Here is a 21,705-nt window from a genome sequence, read left to right as displayed (position 1 = left end):
GGTCACGCGCCGTGGGCGCACCCGCTACCGGCCGCCGCCCCGGGGGTCGCCGCGCGGATCTGCGCGCTGGGCACGTGCAGCGCCTCGGCGGCGCTCCGCCCGGTCCGGGCGAGGTAGGCGTCGACGAGACGGTTGCCGGCCGCGTACCCGCCGCCGGTGGGCACGCCCACCCCGGTACCACCGAACCGTTCGGCGATCGGGTCCCCGAGCACCCATGCGGTGACGTTCTGCATGCCTGTCACGTCCAGGCCGGTGAGGACGTGCGCGAACACCTCGTCGTCCTCCAGGTGCGGGATGCCGATCGGGGTGTGTCCGAGCTCGTTCCCGAACAGCTGCCGCGCGAAAGCGTCGGCCAGGCCCTCGGAGACGACGTGCTCGCCGACGTCGACGGTGGCCGGGTCCCACACCACGCCGCCGGGCGCGTAGCGGAGGTTGTGGTGCAGCTCGTGGACGGCGGCCGCCTCGAGGCGGGCGAGGTTCTCCTCGGTCGGCCACAGGGTGACCTGGATGTAGCCGGTCATCGCACCGTTGCCGTTGAGGCCGCGCGCCGGGCCCATGAACGTCTCGTCATCGGGATCCCCGAGCACGAGCAGGACGGTGATGTCCGGGACCTCGAGCCCGGGGACGGCACCGGTCAGGAGCTCGACCGCATCGGTCAGCGCGGCGCTGACCCTCGTCCACGCGTCCGCGGCCTCGAGGCGGTCCAGGGCCGCCAGCACGTCCTCGGTGCTCCGGTCGAGCGGGAAGCCCTGGCACATCGCGTGCAGGGCGACGAGGTCGACCTCGCCGGGAACGTAGCGATACATGTCCGCCATCGGCGCGAGCAGGTCGCGCAGGAGGTCGGGCCGGCCGGCCGGCGGCGCGGTGAGCACCTCCCGCATGCCGGACGCGGTGTCGAGCACGGTGATCGGCATGCCCATCACGGTAGGGACCGCAGGCGGGGACGTGCACGCGGTGTGCCCGATACGGCACTCCCGGATCACGTGCCGAGATCAACTCGACGTAGCTGGCGGGCGACCGGGCGGCACCGGCATCGCCCGTGCCAGGTGGTCAGACGTCCGGCTCGTCCGTACCGGTCCCGGCCGCCTCGCGCGCGAGCTCCTCCCCCATCGCCCGGGCCGCCTGCAGGGCGGCGGCTCGCTCCTCCTGCGCGCGCTGCCGCAAGGGAGCCATCGCCGGCACGAGGTCGGCGAGCGTGGCGTCGGCTCCGAGGAAGGTCAGCTGCATGCCCATCGCGTCCCCGAGCACGGCCTGCAGCACCGGGCGGCCGTGGTCCTCCGGTCCGTCGGCGTCGTCGTACACGGCCCCGCGGCTGGAGACGACGATCGCAGGCCGGCCGGCGAGCGGCTGGGTCTGGTGCTCGAGGAACGGCGCCGTCATGCCGAGCACGTGGACGTGGTCGAGCCAGGCCTTGAGCGTGGAGGGCAGCGAGTAGTTGTACAGCGGCGCTCCCACGAGCAGGACGTCGGCGGCGAGGAGCTCGCCGACGACCTGCAGCTGGTGCTGCTCGACGCGATGGCTGATCGTCGCGCCCCTCGGGCGCAGCGGTGGCGCGCAGTGCAGGTCGGCGTGCGGCAGGTGCGGCAGCGGGTCGGCGTGCAGGTTGCGCCACCGGACGGTCGCCCCGGGCACGGACGCCCAGGCGTCGGCGAACGCGCCGGTGATCTCGCGGGAGACGGAGCCGTCGGGCCGGGCGGAGGAGTCGAGTCGCAGCAGGTGAGCCATGCCACTGCACGGTACCGGTGTCGCACGCGGCCGGCGCGACGTCAGCTCTCCACGGTCGTCCGCGCACGACGCAGGCGTGCCGACACCGTCACGATCGCGACCACGGCCGCCGCGGCGATCGCCGCGTAGGCGGCAGGCCCGGAGAGCAGATCGCCGGTCAGTCGGGCGACGCCGACCCAGGCGAGCCCCCAGCAGATGGCCACGCTCGGGGCGAGACGCCCGCGGCTCCACAGGGCGAGCGCGGAACCGACCAGTCCGGCGACGGCGAGCACGGCGACCGCCCACGCGCCGGGGCTGCTCACCGACTCGCGCAAGCCGGCCTCCGCGAGCACGGCAGCCACGTTCGCGACCGTGGCCACGACGATCCACCCGAGGTAGAGCCCCGCGGTTCCGTCCGTGACGATCGTGTCGACGACGCCGGTGGACGGACGGCTCCGCAGCTCGACGAGAACGATGACGAGGACGACGAGGAGCACCGCCATGACGGCAAGGCTCAGCCAGAGGAGCGCCGCCTGCACGACGAGGAGCCATACGGCGTTGAGCAGCATCGACGCGGCGATCCAGAAGCCCACCCGCCGGTGCCGTTCGGCGGCCGCCGGGGCCGGCAGCCACTGCCACACCGCGTAGGCCACCAGTCCGATGTAGATCACCGACCAAATCGAGAACGCCGGTCCCGCGGGGGCCACGTGGGTGGCGTCGGCGGCGAACGCCCCACCTGCGGCCTCGGGCATCGACTCGCCGCCGAGCGCGCCGGAGCCGACCATGGCGCCGAGGATCGCCAGGACCGCGCTCACGGAGACGACCACGTGGCGGACGCGGTCGGCGCCCGTGGGACGGGTGTCCGACTCAGGCCTGCGGTGCGATCCCTGTGCGGGGTGTGCCATGCGATGTCCTCTCGTCGTTGGTGCTCTGCCGCTCCCACGTCGCCACCGGCCCGGGCACCTCGACGAGCGACGGGTGCGGATCAGGGTGCTCGACGCCGGCGAGGCGGGCGTGGACGTCGGGGCTGCGCCGCTGAAGCTTTCCGAGCAGGTGCTGCCACTCGAGCGCGAGCTGTCCGGTCGTCACGGTCATGGCTGGCGGACCGGACGCGTCACCGGGCGGGGTGCGGATCTTCGCGGCGTCGAACCGGTACCCGCGGGCATGTGCCTCGTCGGCGATACCGGCGAGGTACTCGCCCAGGGCGGCCAGGGGGTCGGCCTGCGAACGGAAGCGCTCGACCTGGGGATGGTTCGCGTACCCTCCGCCGCCCTTGATGACGACGGACTGCGCGAGCAGCGCCTCGCGCCAGGCGGCCGTCAGACCCTGCCGGTCGAGGTAGCGCGGATGCAGGGACCAGAGCCGCATCAGCCACCCACCTGCTCGTCGACGTCGTCGGACCGGGCGTCGGCGTCGCTCGCTCCGGCGGTCGCCAGGAGGGCGTCGGCCTCGGCGGCCTCCGCGGCTGCCGTGATCCGCTCCGTCATCCCCCCGAAGATCACCGCGTGGAAGGGCTGGAGGAGCAGCCAGTACAGGCGGCCCGTGAGCCCGCGCGGAAGGTAGACGGCGCGCTGACGGTAGACGGCACCCTCGCCGTCCGGGCCCGGTTCGATCCCCAGCTCGAGCCACGCCCGGCCCGGCATCCGCATCTCGGCGCGCAGCCGGAGCAGCCGCTCCGGCTCGAGCGCCTCGACCCGCCAGAAGTCCAGCGCATCGCCGACGTGCAGGTGGACCGCGTCGCGCCGACCCCGGCGCAGGCCCGCCCCGCCCACGAGCTTGTCGAGCACGCCGCGCACCGCCCAGGCGAGGGGGAACGAGTACCACCCGTTCTCCCCGCCGATGCCCTCCACGAAGGACCACAGCGTGCGTGGCGAGGCGCAGGTGGCGCGTGCCCGGTCGTCGGTGAGCACCCGCTGTCCGGCCCAGTCCGGGTCGGTGGGCAACGGATCGCTCGGGGCGCCCGCCGGTGTCGAGCCGCGCCAGCTGGTCGGCACGTTGCGCTCGTTCGTCCGAGCCAGGGCGAGGCGGACCGCCCGGCGGTAGGGCACCAGCCCCTCGGCCGGCGGCGGGATCAGGGCGTCGATGTCGCGCTCGGTGACGACGCACGAGTGGCGCAGCGATCCGACGATCGGCACCGCGAGGTCACGCGGGATCGGTGTGACGAGGTTGATCCACTGCGAGGCCAACCAGGGCGTGAGTACCGGCAGGGCGATGATCGTCCGCCGCGGCAGTCCTCTCTCGCGCGCGAACCCGTTGAGCATCTCCGCGTAGGTCAACGCGTCCGGGCCACCGATGTCGAACGCCCGGTCGATGTCGCCCTTCGCCGAGGCGGCCTCGACGAGGTAGTGCAGCACGTCGCGGACGGCGATCGGCTGGACCCGGTTGCGCACCCACCTCGGCGCCGGCATGAGCGGCAGCACGTCGGCGAGGTGGCGCACCATCTCGAACGAGGCCGAGCCGGAGCCGATGACGGTGCCGGCCTGGAGCACGATCGCCGGCACCGAGCTGCCGAGGAAGACCTCACCGACAGCCACCCGGGAGCGCAGGTGCACGGTGAGCTGCTCGTCGCGCGGGTGCAGGCCGCCCAGATACACGATGCGCTCCACGCCCGCCGCCTCGGCCGCGCGGACGAACGCCCGAGCGGCACGCAGCTCGTCCACCTCGAAGTCCCGGCTCGCGGACAGTCCGTGGACGAGGTAGTACGCGACCTCGACCCCGTCCATCACCTCGTCCAGGGACGACTCGCTCAGCAGGTCACCCTGCCGGACGTCGACGTCCCCGGCCCAGGGGACGTCCCGCAGCTTGTCCGGGGTGCGGACGAGCGCCCGGACGGCGTGTCCCGCCTCGAGCAGCTCGGGCACCAGGCGTCCACCGATGTAGCCGGTGGCACCGGTGACGAGCACGGTGCGGGAACGCTCGGCCCTGCGCACGGTGCGCGGTGGGATCGTCACCATGGTCAGACTCCTGTCCTCGCGGCGTGGATGAGGATCATCGTGGCGACGAACCCGCAGGCGTAGTTGATGACGAGGAAGTGCTTCCAGCCCCGGTTCGTGCGCGGGGAGTCGGCGTCGGCGACCGTGACGTACGGCAGCGCCGTCACGAGGTAGGGCACCGCGATCAGCGCTCCGAGGGGGCCGGGCCACGGCACGGCCAGCATGAGCAGCCCGGCCGCCGCCCAGAGCAGCATCGCGAGGCGGACCGTCCACCGGGCGCCGAGCACCGTGGCGACGGACGACAGCCCGCCGGCCCGGTCGGGCACGACGTCCTGCACGGCCCCGAACGCGTGGCTCGCCATCCCCCACAGGAAGAACGCCACGAGCACGAGGGCAAGGGCGGGCGAGATCGCCTGGCCAGCGAGGACCGCACCGTACAGCGCGGGGGTGGTGAAGTGTGCGCTGGAGGTTGCCGAGTCGAGGAACGGGACCTCCTTGAGTCGCAGCCCGGGAGCCGAGTAGGCCACGACGGCACACAGGCTGAGCCCCAGCACCAGCCAGGACACCGGGTCGCCCATGGCCACGAGCACGACGACGAACGGCACGACGGCGACGACCACGGCGACCAGCACCGCTCGGTGCTGGTCCGGTGCGAGCAGCGCGCCCTCCGCGCCCCCCTTGCGCGGGTTGAGGAGGTCGGAGGCGTGGTCGAAGACGTCGTTGATCCCGTACATGGCGAGGTTATAGGGAACGAGGAAGAACAGCGTCCCGACGACGAGCGCGGCATCGACGTGCCCGCCGGTGAGGAGGTAGGCGGCGGCGAAGGGGTAGGCCGTGTTGATCCAGCTCACCGGCCGGGACGCGAGGAGCAGCGCGGTGCCGAGCGGGCGGCGCGCCGCTGCGGTCGCGGTGGCCCGCCGGACGCTCGGTCCGCTCGGTCCGTTCGGTCCGCTCATCGGTCCTCCTCGGTGTCGTCCCCCGACCCGCCCCGCGGGGCGAGCAGCAGCCAGACGCCCGGCAGCAGGATCAGCGCGCCGAGGGGGTAGGCGAAGTCCTCCACCGGGACGCGTCCCACGCGCACCCCGGTCAGGCCGTCCCAGTCGTACTCGAACAGCCCGGCCGCGATCATGAGGTTGTCGAACGTCGCGGTGAGCACGGCAAGAAGCACCGCGGTGACGACCGCCGGGAGCCACCAGGTCCGCAGGACTGCCCGGGCACGTCCGGAACGGGCGAGGCCCGCAGCGAGGACCAGCGCCGCGAGCGGGAGGAAGATCGCGCAGAGCACGAGGTAGGTCATGTGCGACCGCCGTCCGTCCGGCCCTGGGCCTCCGCTCCGCCGGATCGGCCCGGCGTGCGGGGAGGCGCCGATGTCGCCGTGCCCGGCCCCGGACGCTGCGTCCGCCCGAGGGCGCGCCCCGCGGCCATGAGCAGCACCATGGTGAGGTAGGACAGGAAGACGAGGAAGACGATCTCCTCGACGGGCATGTGCGGGGCCAGCAGGAGGCCGGTGGCGAACCGGGAGTCGAGGTGGCGGAACAGGCCGGTGACGATGCCGGCGGCGTCCCACGCGAGGAAGTAGGCGGTGCCCACGAGGACGACGAGCAGCGCGCGGCGCGGCGCCCGCCACAGGAAGAGCTGGTGACGGGCGTCGATCGTCGCCATGCCGGCCGTCGAGACCAGCAGCGCCGTGAGGTAGGTCCAGCTCATCGGGCACCGCCCGCCCCGGTGGCCGCGGCCTCCTGCGCCTCGGGGGCGCCGTCGTCCCCGGCGGAGGCCGCGGCGCCGGACGAGGCACCCGCGCCGCTCCCCCGGGCGTGCGGGGGCTCGGCCAGCGGGCCGGCCGTGCGATCGCCGCGCACGTGCTTGAGGACGAGCTCGGCGCTGATGAGACACATCGGCACCCCGATGCCGGGAATCGTCGTCGCCCCCGCGGAGACCAGTCCGGCCACGCGCCGGGAGGCGGTGCGCCCACGGAGGAAGGCGCTCTGCCGGAGCGTGTGGGCAGGGCCGAGCGCGCTGCCGCGGTAGGAGGAGAAGTCGCGCTCGAAGTCCCGGGGGCCCACGGTGCGGCGCACGACCACCCGCTCCGCCAGGTCGGGGATGCCGAGCCAGCGCGCGATCTGCTCGATCGCGATGTCGGCGACCCGTTCGACCCCCTCGTCACCGTCCCCGTCGATGCCGCCCGAGCCGATGGTCGTCCGCGCGGGCACCGGCACGAGGACGAAGAGGTTCTCGTGGCCGTCGGGAGCGACGGCCCGATCGGTGGCGCTCGGTCGGCAGACATACAGGGACGGGGGGTCGGGGACCCGCGCGTGCGGGCCGAAGATCTGGGCGAAGCTCGCCCGCCACTCCTCGGCGAGCAGGAGGGTGTGGTGCTCGAGCCCCGGAAGCGCGCCGGTCACTCCGAGCATGACGAGGACGGCGCTCGGGCCCGGGTCGAGCCGCTCCCAGTGTCGACGCGAACGGTCCCCCGCCCCTGGGCCGAGCAGCGCGGTCTCCGTGTGGTGCAGATCGGCGGTGGTCACGACGAGATCCGCGGCCAGGCGTCGCTCGCCCGGGCCACCGGCTGCCGGGTCGCCTGCGGTGCCGCCGTGGGCGCCGGACGCGTCAGCGGCGTCGTCGGAGCCGCCGGCTCCTCCGGCCCGCCAGCGCACGCCCGTCGCACGACCCGCGTGCGTGTCGATGCCCGTGACCTCCGCGCCGGTCACCACGGTGACGCCGTGCGCCCGGGCGAGACGTTCGATCGAGGAGACGACGGCGGAGAAACCCCCGCGCGGGTGGAACACGCCGTCGTCGAGATCGAGGTGGCTCATCAGGTGGTACATCGCCGGGGCGGCGAACGGCGACGTCCCGAGGAGCACCGCGGGGTAGTCCAGCACGCGGTGCAGCCGGGTGTCGCTGACGACGCGACCGGCATGGCGGTGCATCGACGTGGAGAGCAGGCGCAGGAGCGCGGGAAGGCGCCCGAGCACGGGCCACGACAGCAGCGTCCGGGCGTCCGTGAAGGGGTTGTAGAGGAAGGTCTCCATGGCCGTGGCGTACGTCCGCGCGGCCGACCGGAGGTAGCGCGCCACGCGTTCGCCGGACCCGGGCTCGAGGCGTTCGAACGTGGCGACGGTCGCCTCGAGGTCCGAGCGGAGGAGGAGCTGGTCGGCGGGTCTGCCGGGCGCGGGCTCGTAGACCACGCGGTAGGCGGGGTCGAGGCGCACGAGGTCGTACTGCTCGGCCGTCGTCGTGCCGAGGAGCCGGAAGAAGTGCTCGAACACCTCCGGCATGAGGTACCAGGACGGACCGGTGTCGAAGACGAACCCGTCCCGCTCCCACCGGCCGGCGCGGCCGCCGAGCGAGTCGTGCCGTTCGAGCAGCGTGACGTCGTGCCCGTCGCGCGCGAGCAGCGCGGCGGACGCGAGCCCGGCGACGCCGCCGCCCACCACGGCCACCGTCAACGGCCGACCCGACGCTGCCTGCGACGCCCGACGTCCGTGCGACTCCGGACGCGGGTACGACTCCGGACGACTCCCGCTCATACCGACCGCCTCCCCGTACGGACCGCACCGGCGACGATGCATGCCTTGACCGCGGCGGGCACGCGTACCCGCCGCCGGGCGACGACCGAGGCCGGCACCCGCTCGATCCGGCGGTTGAGCTCGGCGAAGAGGCGCAGTGCCGCGATCACTGCGGGACGCGCACCCGACGGCAGGTCGGGCAGCGACTCGCGGGCCACGTCGAGGTCCCGGCGGATCGACGTGGTGATCTCGCCCTTGCGCTCGTCGCCGAGGACGCCGTCCGACGTCCCCGGGAAGTAGGTGCGGCCCAGCTCGTCGTGGTCCTCGGCGAGGTCGCGCAGGAAGTTGACCTTCTGGAAGGCGGCGCCGAGCCTGCGCGCGCCGTGCTCGAGGCGGGCACGCCGGGCCGGAGAGACCTCGTCGTCACCGAGGAAGACCTCAAGACACATGAGGCCGACGACCTCCGCGGAACCGTAGACGTAGGCGTCGAACATCTCCTGCGTGTAGGTCACCGTCGTGAGGTCGGCGCGCATGGACGCGAAGAAGGCCGCGGTGAGGTCCTCACCGATACCGAACCGCCGGGCGGTGGCGACGAAGCTGTGCACGACCGGGTTGGCGCTGTAGCCCACCGCGCGCGCGCTGCGGAGCTCGTCCTCGAGGCGGTCGAGCACCTCGCCCCGCGCCGCGACGTCCAGGCCGGCGGCGTGGGCGGGACCGTCCACGATCTCGTCGGCGACCCGGACGAGCCCGTAGATGTTCGCGATGTGCGGTCGCATCTCGCGCGCCAGGAGCGCGCTGGCCAGGCCGAACGACGTCGAGTACTCGCGCAGCACGAGCCGGGACACCTTCGCCGAGGCGCGGTCGTAGCGCTCGAGCGCGGCGGACGCGCTCACGCCGCACGCTCCGCGCTGCGGTCGAGGACGTCGAGGAGGAGCTCGTCGAGCTCGTGGACGAAGCCGGCTCCGGCGACGATCGCCCGGACCGCGTCGCTCTCGGCGTCGATGGTGCGCTCGACCCGCTCGAGCGCCCCACAGTCCCGGATCACGGTCCGGAGCTGCTCGGCACCGGCGTCGGTCAGCGCCGGGGAGCCGAACAGGTGGCTGACCCGCGCCCAGTCGGGCGTGGTCCGGGCGAACGCCACGAGGAGGGTCTGCTTGCCCTCGCGCAGGTCGCCCTGGGCCGACTTCCCTGTGACGTCCGGCCGACCGAACACGCCGAGCACGTCGTCGCGCAGCTGGTAGACGACGCCGAGGCGGCGACCGATCTCGTCCAGGGCTGCACGGACGTCCTGGTCCGCGCCGGCGAGGATCGACGCCGCCCTCAACGGGGCCTGGAAGGAGTAGCGGGCCGTCTTGAGCTCGATGGTGCGCAGCACGCGCGACCAGTCCGACTCCTCGAGGCCGAGGCCGAACCAGGCATCGGCGTGCTCGCCGGCCGCTGCGGCGACGACCGCATCGTCGATGACCTGGACAAGCTCGAGCCGGACATCGCCGGGGGCGTCGCACGACGAGACGAGGCGGTGCGCGGAGCTGAGGAGGAGGTCACCGGCGATGATGCCCGAGGCCACGCCGAACCCGACGGCGCCTCCGGCGGTCGCGCCCCGGTCGACGACGTCTGCCGTGGCGCGCCCCGCGACGTTCGGCTGGCCCCGACGGCGGTCGTCGTTGTCGATGACGTCGTCGTGGGCGAGCAGCGCGTTGTGCAGGAGCTCGAACGCGCAGGCGACGTCGAGCGCGGGCCCGAGGTTCAGGTCGCTGTCGGACATGGTGCGCCACGCGGACATCACCAGCAGCGAGCGCAGCCGCTTGCCGCCGAGCACGAGATCGGCGAGGTGGTCGACCATGTCACCGAAGGCGTGGTGGTGGCCGACGCCGCGCGTCTGCAGCTCGCGCGTGACCGCCCGGAGCCGCGCGTCGACGCGCGCCTCGTCCCGGTCCACGGTGCGTGCACGCTGCGCGATCTGCGTCATGTCCGTCCCCCGTCCGCGTCCGTGGCCTCCGGGCGAGCACCGTCAGGACCGTCGCGCGGGTCGTCGCCCGGGTGGCTCGCGAGGTCCAGGAGGAAGTGCGTGACCGCGCGTCGCTCGGCCGAGCTCACGCGCGCGGCCGCGGCGAACCTGCGGGCATGCTGCACCCCGACGTGCCCGCGCGCGCTCTGCCTCGTCTCCGGGGTGACGGTCAGCACGACCCCGCGGCGGTCTGTCGGGTGCGGGGTCCGGACGACGTGGCCGCCGGACTGCAGCCTGTCCAGCAGCTTCGTCACCGCGGCACTGGTCAGACCGAGGTACTCGGCCACCATCGCGGGCGTGACCAGGGCATCGATGCGGGCGCCGCCCATGACGAGGCGCAGAGCCTGCATGTCCCGCTCGGACAGCGCCATGTAGTCGCTGGAGGCCTTCGCCTGCCGCGCTTCCTCGCCCTTCCACGCCTGGAGCGCGCGCATCACCTCGCCGATCTCGGCGAGGTCGGTCTCGCTCAGCCCGTCCAGGTCGAGGAGCGAGCCGTCGGGGTCCATCGAGGCATGGTCATGGAAGGAGTGGACGATGCGCCGGACCGGTTCGGAGAGCACCGGTTAATACTAACTGAGTAAGATACTTTGGCAAGAAGCGACGTGTCCGCCATGCCCGTCCCATCCGCGACGGGCAGCTACATCCCCACCGTCGCCATCAGTGCGCCGAGCTCGGGTCCCGCGATGACCCGCGTGCGGCCCGGTCGCAGGTCGCCGATCGCGATCGTGCCGATGCGCGTGCGCAGGAGGCGGGTCACGGGGTGGCCGACCTGCTCGAACATGCGGCGCACGATGTGGTTGCGGCCCTCGTGCAGGACGACCTCCACCAGGGTCGCGTCGGGCGCGGTGTCCTTGATCGTCACCTCGTTCGGTCTGACGAAGCCGTCCTCGAGCTCGAGACCTTCGCGCAGCTGCGCGGAGACCGCCTTGGCGATGCGCCCCTCGACGGTCGCGAGGTAGGTCTTCGGGACCTCGTAGGAGGGGTGGGTGAGCCGGTGGGCGAGCTCGCCGTCGTTGCTCAGCAGGATGAGGCCCTCGGAGTCGGCGTCGAGGCGGCCCACGTGGAACAGCCGCTCGGTCCGACCCTCGACGTACTGCGCGAGCGACGCGCGGCCGTCGGGGTCGTCCATCGTGGAGACCACACCGCGCGGCTTGTTGAGCGCGAGCGTGAGCAGCGTGTCGTCGAGCTGGACGCGCGAGCCGTCGACGTGGATGACCGCGGTGGCGGGGTCCACGCGGGTGCCGAGCTCGCGGACGATCGTGCCGTCCACGCTCACCCGGCCGGCGGCGATGAGCTCCTCCGACGCGCGTCGGGAGGCCACGCCGGCGCCGGCGAGGACCTTCTGGAGGCGGACGCCCTCGGGCGTGTGCGGATCGGTCATGACGCTCCCTGGGGCAGGTCGACGCCGAGGTCGGCGTCGAGATCGGGCAGGTAGGGGGCGAGCGGCGGCAGCTCGTCGAGCGAGCTCAGCCCCATCCGCTCGAGGAAGGTCGTGGTCGTCCGGAAGGTCATGGCTCCGCCCTCCTCGGCGACGCCGGCCTCCTCGACGAGCCCGCGGGCGAGCAGCGTGCGGACGACACCGTCGACGTTGACGCCGCGCACGGCCGCCACCCTCCCGCGCGTGACGGGCTGGCGGTAGGCGATGACGGCGAGCGTCTCCAGCGAGGCCTGGGTGAGCCGTGCGGTCTGGCCGTCGACGACGAACCGGCCGACGACGTCGGCCACCGACGGCGAGGAGTAGATCCGCCAGCCGCCACCGACCTCGCGGAGCTCGAAGCCGCGGCGCCGGCCCCCGCGCTCACCGCGGTACTCGGCCGCGAGCTCGACGAGCGCCTCGGTGACCAGGTCGGCCGGTACGCCGAGGACGCCGGCGAGGTCGAGCGCGGGCACAGGGTCGTCGACGATCATGAGGACGCCCTCGATCGCGGCGTGCAGCTCGTCGGCCCCGGGGCGGGCGTGGACCTCGTCGAGCGTGTCCTGCACCGCCCCGTCGGTCGGCGTCGCGTCGTCGGTCGGCTCGGGGCTCACGTCTCGCTCCTGGTGTCGTGCGGGTCGTCGGCAGCGGCTTCGTCGTCGTCGGCGGTGGTGACCGCCTCGTGGATGACTGCGCGCTGCCCGGGCTCGGGCTCGGCGAGCTCGGTGGGGTCACCGACGACGACGTCGCCCTCGTCGGGGCCGGTCCAGCGGACGCTGAGCTCGGCGAGGGCCTCGGCCTGCTCGAAGGCGACCGCGCCCTGGCGGAAGAGCTCGAGCAGTGCGAGGAAGCGGGAGACCACGTGCCCCGTGGTGGGGACGTCGGCGACGAGCTGCCGGAAGGTCAGCGTCCGGCGTTCGCGCAGCCGGTCGACGAGGATCGTGGCCTGCCCGGCGACTGGCACGAGCGGGTCGTGCAGGTGGTCGACGCCGACGCCGGGCGGAGCGGGCCGGCCGGTCTCCGCGTGCGCGGCGAGCCGCGCGAGGTCGTGCGGACCGGTCGACCAGACGAGCTCGGGCAGGAGCGCGGCCAGGTGCGGCTCGAGCGGCGCCGACCTCGGCCAGGACCGCGCGCCGCGCTCCCACGCCTCGGCCAGGTCCTCGGAGACGGACTTGTAGGCCCGGTACTGGAGCAGGCGGGCGAAGAGCAGGTCGCGGGCCTCCAGCAGAGCGAGGTCCTCCGCGTCCTCGACCTCACCGCGCGGCAGGAGCCGGGCCGCCTTGAGGTCGAGCAGCGTCGCGGCGACCACGACGAACTCGCTCGCCTCGTCGAGGTCCCAGACGTCAGCGGCCGCCAGGTAGGAGATGAACTCGTCGGTCACGGTCGCGAGCGCGACCTCGGTGACGTCGAGCCGGTGCTTGGAGATGAGCGAGAGCAGGAGGTCGAACGGCCCGGAGAAGTTGTCCAGGACCACCGAGAAGCCGCCGTCCCCGGGGGGCGCGTCCCCGTCCGCGACGACCTCCGGAGCCGCCCCGGTCACGTCCGTCTCAGGCTGCATCGCCGCGGGCGACGAGCTCGCGGGCGAGGCGCCGGTAGGCGTCCGCCCCCGGGTGCGTGGGTGCGTAGCTGGTGATGGGCTCCGCCGCGACCGAGGCGTCCGGGAACTTCACCGTGCGCGAGATGACGGTGCGGAACACCTTGTCGCCGAAGGCCTCCCGGACGCGGTCGAGGACCTCGCGCGAGTGCAGGGTCCGCAGGTCGACCATCGTGGCGAGGATGCCGTCGATCCGTAGGCGCGGGTTGAGCCGGTCGGTGACCTTCTCGATGGTCTCCACCAGCAGGGCGACACCGCGCAGCGCGAAGAACTCGGCCTCGAGCGGGATGAGCACCCCGTGCGCCGCCGTGAGCGCGTTCACCGTGAGCAGCCCGAGGGAGGGCTGGCAGTCGATGATGATGACGTCGTAGTCGTCCAGCACCGGCGCGAGCACCCGCGCGAGGGCCTGCTCGCGCGCGACCTCGCCGACCAGCTGGACCTCCGCCGCGGAGAGGTCGATGTTCGCGGGCAGGACGTCGAGGTTGGCGACCGGGCTGGTGAGGATCGCCGACCGCACGTCGGGCCGGCGCTCCATGATGAGCTGGTAGACGGTGCGCTCGATCTCGTTGGCGTTGATCCCGAGGCCGGCGGACGCGGCACCCTGCGGATCGAAGTCGACGATGAGGACGCGCCGGCCGTACTCGGCGAGCGCGGCGCCCAGGTTGATCGTCGTCGTCGTCTTGCCGACCCCGCCCTTCTGGTTGCACATGGCGATGACCCGGGCGGGTCCGTGGCTCGGCAACGGGTCCGGCGCCGGGAAGTCCTCGTCGCCCCAGGAGATCGGCGCGGCCGGCTCGGTGCCGGCGGCGTCCAGGGTCGGCTGCTCGTTGCTCATCGGCTCAAGGTTAGTCGAGGTGCCGGGCCCGGGGCGCGCCCGCCGATCAGACGCCGGTCACCGACCGGTTGCGCTCCATGGCGCGGCCTATCCAGCGGGACAGTCCGTCCTCGTCGTCGATCGCCGAGGCGTCGACCCGGATCCACCCCGGTCCCATGCTCCGCCCCTCACCCATCTCGGCCCGGCTCGCGCCGGCGAGGTCGACCAGCCCGGGGTCCGCCGCACGGTCCACGCGGACCAGCAGCGACCCGTCGCCGGACGCGGAGACGACCATCTGCTCGCGCACCATGAACGCCACGCCGCCGAACATCCGCTTCTCGAGGGTCGAGGGCTCCCCGGCCAGGAGCACGCGCAGCCGCTCGACGAGACGGTCACGCTCGGCCGTCACCGAGGCGCCCCGCCCGCCGGTGCCCTCGTCGAGGTCACCACCGGTCAGCCCCGGCGCTCTGTCCGGTAGCGGCGGATGAGCTCGGAGGTCGAGGAGTCGTGGGCATCAGCCGGCGGCGCCTCGTCGGCCGAGAGCTCGGAGGCGATGCGGGTCGCGAGGACCTTGCCGAGCTCGACGCCCCACTGGTCGAAGGAGTTGATGCCCCAGACGACGCCCTGGACGAACACCTCGTGCTCGTACAGCGCGACGAGCTGGCCGAGCACCGACGGGGTGAGGCGCGGGGCGAGGATCGTCGTCGTCGGCCGGTTGCCCGGGAAGGTCTTGTGCGCGACGAGCTCCTCGGGCACGTCGTCGGCCCGCACCTCCTCGGCGGTCTTGCCGAACGCGAGCGACTCGGACTGGGCCAGGAGGTTGGCGGTGAGCAGGTCGTGATGGAGTTCGACCTCCTCGTGCGCGGGACGCACGAACCCGATCATGTCCGCGGGGATCAGCTCGGTGCCCTGGTGGATGAGCTGGTAGAAGGCGTGCTGACCGTTCGTGCCGGGCTCGCCCCAGACGACCGGACCGGTGTCGGTGGCCACCGGCTCGCCGTCGCGCGTCACGCGCTTGCCGTTGGACTCCATGTCGAGCTGCTGCAGGTAGGCGGCGAACCGGCCCAGGTCCTGGGCGTAGGGCAGCACGGCGGACGTCGAGGCACCGAGGAGGTTCCGGTTCCACACCTTGATCATCGCGAGCAGGGCGGGCACGTTCTGCTCGAACGGCGTGGTGCGGAAGTGCTCGTCGACCGTGTGGAAGCCCGCGAGCATGTCGCGGTAGGCGTCAGGCCCGATCGAGATCATCAGTGCCAGACCAACGGCGGAGGTGAACGAGTAGCGGCCGCCGACCCAGTCCCAGAACCCGAACATGTTGTCGGTGTCGATACCGAACTCGGCGACCTTCTCGGCGTTGGTGGAGACCGCGACGAAGTGCTGCGCGACGGCGGCCTCGTCCCCGAGCACGTCGACGAGCCACGCGCGCGCCGACCGCGCGTTCGTCAGCGTCTCGATCGTGCCGAAGGTCTTCGAGGCGACGACGACGAGCGTCTCCTCCGGGTCGATGCCCTGGAGCGCGGCGCTGAGGTCGTCACCGTCGATGTTGGAGACGAACCGCACGTCGATCCGCGGGTCGGCGTAGGCGGCGAGCGCACGCTGGGCCATCGCGGGGCCGAGGTCCGAGCCGCCGATGCCGATGTTGACGACGGTGGTGATGGCCTTACCCGTGTACCCGGTCCACTCCCCCGACCGCACCTGGTCGGCGAAGGTCGCCATGCGGTCCAGTACCTCGTGGACGTCGGCGACGACGTCCTGGCCGTCGACGACGAGCTCCGCGTCGCGTGGCAGGCGCAGCGCCGTGTGCAGGACCGCGCGGTCCTCGGTGGTGTTGATGTGCTCGCCGGCGAACATCGCGGCCGTGCGGCCGGCCAGGCCGGCCTCGTCGGCCAGGTCCCGGAGCAGCTCCAGCGTGCGGGCCGTCACGCGGTTCTTCGAGTAGTCGACGTAGAGGTCGCCGATCTGCGCGGCGAGGCTCGTCCCGCGCGCGGGGTCGTCCGCGAAGAGCTCCCGCAGGTGCGTCTCGCCGATCTCGGCGTGGTGGGCGGCCAGCGCCCGCCAGGCGGGCGTGTCCGGGACGTGCGCGGCCATGGTCTCCTCCGAGGGGTCGACGTCGATGGCCCCATCGTGGCTCACTTCACGTCCCGCGTGCCAGCCCGTCCGCCGTGACGCGCACGCGGATGGCTCGTCGCGTAGACCTCGCGCAGCGCCTGGACGGTGACCTGCGTGTAGATCTGGGTGGTCGTCACGCTCGCGTGCCCCAGCAGCTCCTGGACCACGCGGACGTCGGCGCCGCCGGCGAGGAGGTGGGTGGCGAAGGAGTGGCGCAGCGTGTGTGGCGAGAGGTGGTCGACCTCGATCCCGGCGCGCTCCCCGGCGGCCCGCAGCACGCCCCACGCGCTCTGGCGCGAGAGCGGCCGGCCGAGGGTGTTGAGGAAGAGGCTCGCGTTGCCTCGCCCGCGCGCCGCGAGCGCGGGACGCCCGCGGACGAGGTAGGCGCCGACGGCGTCGGCCGCAGGCCCGCCCAGGGGGACGACGCGCTCCTTGCGCCCCTTGCCGAACAGCCGGACGGCGCGCTCGGCCAGGTCCACGTCGTCGATCACGAGGCCCACGGCCTCCGAGATGCGCGCGCCGGTGCCGTAGAGGACCTCCACCAGGGCGGCGTCGCGCACGCCGAGCGGCTCCTCGGCCGCCCCGGCGGCGGCGATGAGCGCCTCGACGTCCGCCACCGGTACGGCCTTGGGCAGGCGGCGTCCCTGGGCGGGCGGGCGCACGCGGGCGGCGACGTCGTCGGGGACCAGGCCCTCCGCGAGGGCGAAGCGGTGCCAGCCCCGGGCCGCGGTGACGGCCCGGGCGGCGGAGGAGGCGGCGAGCGGCCGGCCCCCGTCGGAGCCCTCCGCGAGCGTGGCGGCGAAGCCGGCGACGTCGTCGACGGTGACGCTCGCGAGGTCGCGCCGGCCGAGTGTGCGCAGGTGCTGCGCGTACCGGGTGAGGTCGCGGCGGTAGGCGGCGACGGTGTGGGCGGACAGCCCGCGCTCGACGGCGACGTGCGCCAGGTACTGCTCGAGCGCGGCCGCCAGGCCGTCCGGGCTCATGGGTGGGGTGCCGGGTCGGCGCCGGTGGCGAGGGCCCGGGCGCCGGCCACGGGGCCCGACCGGGTCACGGGATGAACGGGTCGATCGCGACGGCGAGGAACAGGACCGACAGGTAGGTGATCGATCCGTGGAAGACCGTCATCGCGTGCTTGCGGCCCCGGCGCGGGTCTCCCGACAGGCGCAGGAGCTGCACGCACTGGACGAGGAACCAGCCGCCGGAGACCGCGGCGGCAACGATGTAGAACCAGCCCATGCCGGCCACCGGGACGAGCGCGAGCGACGTGGCCACGGTGAGCGCGGCGTAGACGAGCCCGTGGGTGGCCACCGTGGGCGCTCCGGCCACGGCGCCGAGCATCGGTACCCCGGCCCGCTGGTAGTCCTTGGTGAACTTCATCGACAGCGGCCAGTAGTGCGGCGGGGTCCAGAAGAAGACGATGAGGAACAGCAGCAGCGCCGGCCAGTCGAGCGAGCCCGTGACGACGGACCACCCGATGACCACCGGCATGCAGCCGGCGACCCCGCCCCACACGATGTTCTGGCTCGTGCGGCGCTTGAGGATCATCGTGTAGAACACGACGTAGAGCAGGATCGCGGCGAGCGTGAGCGCCGCGGCCACGAGGTTGGCGAGGACGGCGAACCACGCCACGGACACGACGCCGAGGACGAACGCGAAGATCAGCGCGTTGCGCGGCCGGATCTCGCCGGTGACCAGGGGGCGCTCCCGGGTCCGGTTCATCACGGCGTCGATGTCCCGGTCGAGGACCATGTTGAAGGCGTTGGCCGACCCGGCGGCGACGGTCCCGCCCACGAGCGCGACGACGACCTTCCACCAGCCCGGCCATCCGTCGGCGGCGAGGACCATCGTGGGCAGCGTGGTGACGAGCAGGAGCTCGATGATGCGCGGCTTGGTCAGCGCGACGTAGGCGGCGAGCCGGGAACGGCGACGCCCGGGGTGCAGCGGGCCCGGGTGCTGCCCGCCCGCGCCGGCGACGGCTCCGTGGCCCGCGGTGGGGTGCGCGCCCGCGTCCGCGGGCCCGTTCGTGCCGGGTCCGCTCGCGGCGACCTCGTCGGTCGTGTCCTCGGGCGGGCTCACCAGGTCGCGCTCGTGCACGCGCACCACCTCTCTCGCCGTTCCCACATCCCCGGGGCGCGCACGCGGGGCGGCGCGCGGGAGGCAGGTCCTGCCCATGCTACCCGCGCACCGCCCGGGATCCGCGGCCGTTCTGAGAGGCACGTGCCACTCGCCCGGCCGCCGACTAGGCTCGGAGAAGATCCGCAGCGCCCTGGCGCACCCGACGAACTGGAGGACACGTGAACGACCACGCACCGGTGCTCGACGAGCTCGACCTCAAGGCGGTGGACACCGCACGCCTGCTCGCGCTGGACGCAGTACAGAAGCGGGGCAACGGGCACCCCGGCACCGCGATGGCGCTCGCCCCGCTCGCCTACCTCCTCTATCAGAAGGTCCTGCGGCACGACCCGTCCGACAGCCGCTGGATCGGCCGCGACCGGTTCGTCCTGTCGGCGGGCCACTCCTCGCTCACCCAGTACGTCCAGCTCTACCTCGCCGGGTTCGGCCTCGAGATCGAGGACCTCCAGGCGCTGCGCGAGTGGGGATCGAAGACCCCCGGCCACCCGGAGTACCACCACACCGACGGCGTCGAGGTGACCACGGGCCCGCTGGGCCAGGGCCTCGCGAACGCGGTCGGCATGGCGATGGCCACCCGTCGCGAGCGCGGCATCTTCGATCCGGACGCCGCCCCCGGGACCTCCCCGTTCGACCACCACGTCTACGTCATCGCCTCCGACGGCGACATGCAGGAGGGCGTGACCTCCGAGGCCAGCTCGCTCGCCGGCACGCAGAACCTGGACAACCTCATCGTCTTCTGGGACGACAACAAGATCTCCATCGAGGACGACACCTCGATCGCCTTCTCCGAGGACACGGTCGCCCGCTACGAGGCCTACGGCTGGCACGTCCAGGTCGTCGACTTCACCCAGGGCGGCACGGGCTACACCGAGGACGCCGACGCGCTGCTCGCCGCCATCGAGGCCGCCAAGGCCGAGACCGGACGCCCGTCCTTCATCGCGCTGCGGACCGTCATCGGCTGGCCCGCCCCGACCCTCCAGGGCACCGGCACCGCCCACGGCGCCGCCCTCGGTGCCGACGAGGTCGCCGCCACCAAGGAGGTCCTCGGGTTCGACCCGGCCGAGGACTTCGCGGTCGCGGACGAGGTCATCAACCACACGCGCACGCAGGCCGCCGACCGCGCCGCCGCCGAGCGCGCCCAGTGGCAGGAGTCCTACGACGCGTGGCGCACGGCCGCCCCGGAACGCGCCGCGCTGCTCGACCGCCTCGTCGCCAAGGAGCTCCCGGACGGCTGGACCGACTCCCTGCCGGAGTTCGAGGCCGGCAAGGCGGTCTCGACCCGCTCGGCGTCCGGCAAGGTCCTCACGGCCCTTGCGCCCGTGCTGCCCGAGCTGTGGGGCGGCTCGGCCGACCTCGCCGGCTCGAACAACACGACGATGGACGGAGAGCCGTCGTTCCTGCCGGTGGAGCGCGCGTCCAAGAAGTTCCCGGGCAACAAGTACGGCCGCACGCTGCACTTCGGCATCCGCGAGCACGCCATGGGCTCGATCCTCAACGGCATCTCCGCCTCCAGCGTGACGCGCCCCTACGGCGGCACGTTCCTCGTGTTCTCCGACTACATGCGGGCCGCGGTGCGCGTCGCCGCCATCATGGGCACGCCGTCGATCTACGTGTGGACGCACGACTCGGTCGGCGTCGGCGAGGACGGCCCCACCCACCAGCCGATCGAGCAGCTCACCGCGCTGCGCGCGATCCCGGACCTCGACGTCGTCCGCCCGGCGGACGCCGCGGAGACCGCCGTCGCGTGGCGCGGCATCCTCGAGCGGACCGAGCGCCCGGTGGGCCTCATCCTCTCGCGCCAGAACCTGCCCAACCCGGAGCGCGGCGGGGACACGGGTCTCGCCCCGGCCGAGGGCGCCCTGCGCGGCGGCTACGTGCTCGCCGACTCGCCCACCGGTTCGATCGACGTCCTGCTGATCGCCACCGGCTCCGAGGTGCAGCACGCGCTCGCGGCGCGCGAGACGCTCCAGCAGGACGGGATCGGCGCCCGCGTCGTGTCCCTGCCCAGCGTCGAGTGGTTCGCCGACCAGGACGAGGCCTACCGCGAGGAGGTCCTCCCCTCGGGCGTCAGGGCCCGGGTGAGCGTCGAGGCCGGGCTGGCCATGCCCTGGCGCGACCTCGTCGGCGACGCCGGACGGTCCGTGTCGATCGAGGGCTTCGGCGCCTCCGCGCCCGGCGACGTCGTCATGGAGAAGCTCGGCATCACGGCGGACGCCGTCGTGGCTGCCGCGAAGGAGACCATCGAGGCCGCCTCGGCCTGACGACCCACGTGACACCCTCGACGGGCCGCGGACGGTACGCCGGCCGCGGCCCGTCGCACTTCCACCACCGGAGGACGGCATGACCGATCAGACCAGCCCCCTGTCCGAGCTCTCCGCCCACGGCGTGTCCGTGTGGCTCGACGACCTCTCCCGCGAGCGGCTCGACGACGGCTCGCTGCAGCAGCTCATCGACGACCGGAACGTCGTCGGCGTGACGACCAACCCGACGATCTTCGCCGGTGCGCTGTCGAAGGGCTCCGCCTACGACGCCCAGGTGGCCGAGCTCGCACGTGCGGGCAGCGACGTCGAGCAGGCCGTCACCGCGATCACGACCGACGACGTCCGCGCGGCCTGCGACGTCTTCGCCCCGGTCTTCGAGGCGACCGGCGGCAAGGACGGCCGCGTCTCGATCGAGGTCGACCCGCGCCTCGCGCGCGACACGGGAGCCACGATCGCGGAGGCACGGACGCTCTGGCAGGTCGTCGACCGGCCCAACGTCATGATCAAGATCCCCGCCACCGAGGAGGGCCTGCCCGCGATCGCCGACGCGATCGCCGAGGGCATCAGCGTCAACGTCACGCTCATCTTCTCCCTCGACCGCTACCGCGCCGTCGCCACCGCCTACCTCGACGGGCTCGAGCGTGCCCAGGACAACGGTATCGACCTGTCGACCATCCGCTCGGTCGCCTCGTTCTTCGTCTCCCGGGTCGACGCCGAGGTGGACAAGCGCCTCGACGCGCTCGGCTCGTCCGAGGCGAGCGCGCTGCGCGGCGCCACGGCGATCGCCAACGCCCGCCTGGCCTACGCCCGGTTCGAGGAGATCTTCGGTTCTCCGCGGTTCACCGAGCTGGCCGCATCGGGTGCCCACGTCCAGCGGCCGCTGTGGGCGTCGACCGGCGTGAAGGACGAGGCGTACAGGGACACGATGTACGTCGAGGAGCTCGTCGCGGACGACACCGTCAACACGATGCCGGAGAAGACCCTGCTCGCCACCGCGGAGCACGGCGAGATCCGCGGGGACACGGTGTCCGGCCGAGCCGACCAGGCCCAGCAGGTCCTGGAGTCGCTCGCCGCGCTGGGCATCGACATCGACGAGGTCACCGCCCAGCTCGAGGACGAGGGCGTGTCGAAGTTCGAGGTGTCGTGGGAGGAGCTCCTGCAGACCGTCCGTTCGGCGCTCGACTCGGCGTCGGCCTGACAGCCGGTCGGCACGAACCGGACGGACGCGG

22 protein-coding genes are annotated in these 21,705 nt (G+C 73.3%); 2 read left to right on the top strand and 20 right to left on the bottom strand.

The features are described from left to right. Nucleotides 1-2 precede the first annotated feature (2 nt). The 20 genes from ACPYO4_RS14085 to ACPYO4_RS13990 form a co-directional block, all read right to left on the bottom strand. On the bottom strand, nt 3-914 hold the full coding sequence (locus ACPYO4_RS14085; RefSeq protein WP_425709883.1) for a DUF2268 domain-containing protein: 912 nt from the start codon (nt 912-914) through the stop codon (nt 3-5). 136 nt (nt 915-1,050) lie between these two features. Continuing rightward, nucleotides 1,051-1,725 (bottom strand): FMN-dependent NADH-azoreductase, encoded by a 675-nt coding sequence (locus ACPYO4_RS14080; RefSeq protein WP_425709882.1) that lies wholly within the window; start codon nt 1,723-1,725, stop codon nt 1,051-1,053. A 41-nt stretch (nt 1,726-1,766) separates the two neighbouring features. Next, a complete protein-coding gene (locus ACPYO4_RS14075) occupies nt 1,767-2,609 on the bottom strand; it encodes a tryptophan-rich sensory protein (protein ID WP_425709881.1) in 843 nt (280 codons plus the stop codon). Continuing rightward, entirely contained in the window at nt 2,572-3,072 is a 501-nt protein-coding gene (locus ACPYO4_RS14070) for a pyrimidine dimer DNA glycosylase/endonuclease V (protein ID WP_425709880.1), read from the bottom strand. The genes ACPYO4_RS14075 and ACPYO4_RS14070 overlap by 38 nt, the downstream gene beginning before the upstream one ends. Next, a complete protein-coding gene (locus ACPYO4_RS14065; RefSeq protein WP_425709879.1) occupies nt 3,072-4,658 on the bottom strand; it encodes an SDR family oxidoreductase in 1,587 nt (528 codons plus the stop codon). Before ACPYO4_RS14065 ends, ACPYO4_RS14070 begins: the two co-directional genes overlap by 1 nt. A 2-nt stretch (nt 4,659-4,660) precedes the next feature. Continuing rightward, a complete protein-coding gene (locus ACPYO4_RS14060; protein ID WP_425709878.1) occupies nt 4,661-5,593 on the bottom strand; it encodes a prenyltransferase in 933 nt (310 codons plus the stop codon). After that, nucleotides 5,590-5,934, bottom strand: coding sequence for a lycopene cyclase domain-containing protein (locus ACPYO4_RS14055; protein WP_425709877.1), 345 nt, complete (start codon nt 5,932-5,934; stop codon nt 5,590-5,592). The genes ACPYO4_RS14060 and ACPYO4_RS14055 overlap by 4 nt, the downstream gene beginning before the upstream one ends. Continuing rightward, nucleotides 5,931-6,344: a lycopene cyclase domain-containing protein gene (locus tag ACPYO4_RS14050; protein ID WP_425709876.1), complete on the bottom strand. Its 414-nt coding sequence runs from the start codon at nt 6,342-6,344 to the stop codon at nt 5,931-5,933. Before ACPYO4_RS14050 ends, ACPYO4_RS14055 begins: the two co-directional genes overlap by 4 nt. Beyond that, entirely contained in the window at nt 6,341-8,164 is a 1,824-nt protein-coding gene (gene crtI / locus ACPYO4_RS14045; protein WP_425709875.1) for a phytoene desaturase family protein, read from the bottom strand. The genes ACPYO4_RS14050 and crtI overlap by 4 nt, the downstream gene beginning before the upstream one ends. Continuing rightward, entirely contained in the window at nt 8,161-9,036 is an 876-nt protein-coding gene (locus tag ACPYO4_RS14040; protein WP_425709874.1) for a phytoene/squalene synthase family protein, read from the bottom strand. Before ACPYO4_RS14040 ends, crtI begins: the two co-directional genes overlap by 4 nt. Then, nucleotides 9,033-10,112 (bottom strand): polyprenyl synthetase family protein, encoded by a 1,080-nt coding sequence (locus tag ACPYO4_RS14035; RefSeq protein ID WP_425709873.1) that lies wholly within the window; start codon nt 10,110-10,112, stop codon nt 9,033-9,035. Before ACPYO4_RS14035 ends, ACPYO4_RS14040 begins: the two co-directional genes overlap by 4 nt. After that, the gene (locus ACPYO4_RS14030) at nt 10,109-10,711 is read right to left on the bottom strand and encodes a MarR family winged helix-turn-helix transcriptional regulator (RefSeq protein WP_425709872.1); all 603 of its coding nucleotides are present in this window, start codon (nt 10,709-10,711) and stop codon (nt 10,109-10,111) included. The genes ACPYO4_RS14035 and ACPYO4_RS14030 overlap by 4 nt, the downstream gene beginning before the upstream one ends. Nucleotides 10,712-10,788: 77 nt before the next feature. Then, on the bottom strand, nt 10,789-11,532 hold the full coding sequence (locus ACPYO4_RS14025; RefSeq protein WP_425709871.1) for a pseudouridine synthase: 744 nt from the start codon (nt 11,530-11,532) through the stop codon (nt 10,789-10,791). Next, the gene (scpB, locus tag ACPYO4_RS14020; protein ID WP_425709870.1) at nt 11,529-12,179 is read right to left on the bottom strand and encodes an SMC-Scp complex subunit ScpB; all 651 of its coding nucleotides are present in this window, start codon (nt 12,177-12,179) and stop codon (nt 11,529-11,531) included. Before scpB ends, ACPYO4_RS14025 begins: the two co-directional genes overlap by 4 nt. After that, the gene (locus ACPYO4_RS14015; protein ID WP_425709869.1) at nt 12,176-13,123 is read right to left on the bottom strand and encodes a segregation and condensation protein A; all 948 of its coding nucleotides are present in this window, start codon (nt 13,121-13,123) and stop codon (nt 12,176-12,178) included. Before ACPYO4_RS14015 ends, scpB begins: the two co-directional genes overlap by 4 nt. Continuing rightward, on the bottom strand, nt 13,113-13,994 hold the full coding sequence (locus tag ACPYO4_RS14010) for a ParA family protein (RefSeq protein ID WP_425709868.1): 882 nt from the start codon (nt 13,992-13,994) through the stop codon (nt 13,113-13,115). Before ACPYO4_RS14010 ends, ACPYO4_RS14015 begins: the two co-directional genes overlap by 11 nt. Before the next feature lie 46 nt (nt 13,995-14,040). Continuing rightward, nucleotides 14,041-14,382 (bottom strand): TfoX/Sxy family protein, encoded by a 342-nt coding sequence (locus tag ACPYO4_RS14005; RefSeq protein WP_425709867.1) that lies wholly within the window; start codon nt 14,380-14,382, stop codon nt 14,041-14,043. Nucleotides 14,383-14,426: 44 nt separating this feature from the next. Beyond that, nucleotides 14,427-16,061 (bottom strand): glucose-6-phosphate isomerase, encoded by a 1,635-nt coding sequence (pgi, locus tag ACPYO4_RS14000; protein ID WP_425709911.1) that lies wholly within the window; start codon nt 16,059-16,061, stop codon nt 14,427-14,429. 41 nt (nt 16,062-16,102) lie between these two features. Further along, entirely contained in the window at nt 16,103-17,065 is a 963-nt protein-coding gene (locus ACPYO4_RS13995; RefSeq protein ID WP_425709866.1) for a site-specific tyrosine recombinase XerD, read from the bottom strand. A gap of 64 nt (nt 17,066-17,129) precedes the next feature. Next, nucleotides 17,130-18,023 carry a heme o synthase gene (locus tag ACPYO4_RS13990; protein ID WP_425709910.1) on the bottom strand — a complete coding sequence of 298 codons (894 nt, stop codon included), beginning with the start codon at nt 18,021-18,023 and terminating at the stop codon, nt 17,130-17,132. 353 nt (nt 18,024-18,376) lie between these two features. Here ACPYO4_RS13990 and tkt point away from each other — a divergent pair, with 353 nt between their 5' ends. Beyond that, on the top strand, nt 18,377-20,476 hold the full coding sequence (gene tkt / locus ACPYO4_RS13985; RefSeq protein WP_425709865.1) for a transketolase: 2,100 nt from the start codon (nt 18,377-18,379) through the stop codon (nt 20,474-20,476). 79 nt (nt 20,477-20,555) lie between these two features. Beyond that, on the top strand, nt 20,556-21,674 hold the full coding sequence (gene tal, locus ACPYO4_RS13980) for a transaldolase (RefSeq protein WP_425709864.1): 1,119 nt from the start codon (nt 20,556-20,558) through the stop codon (nt 21,672-21,674). Nucleotides 21,675-21,705: the final 31 nt, after the last annotated feature.

It is taken from the genome of Georgenia sp. Z1491, from assembly GCF_049856175.1.
Classification (GTDB): Bacteria; Actinomycetota; Actinomycetes; order Actinomycetales; family Actinomycetaceae; genus JB111.
Note: the sequence above shows the minus strand (reverse complement) of the source record. Positions and strands in the feature narration are given on the sequence as shown.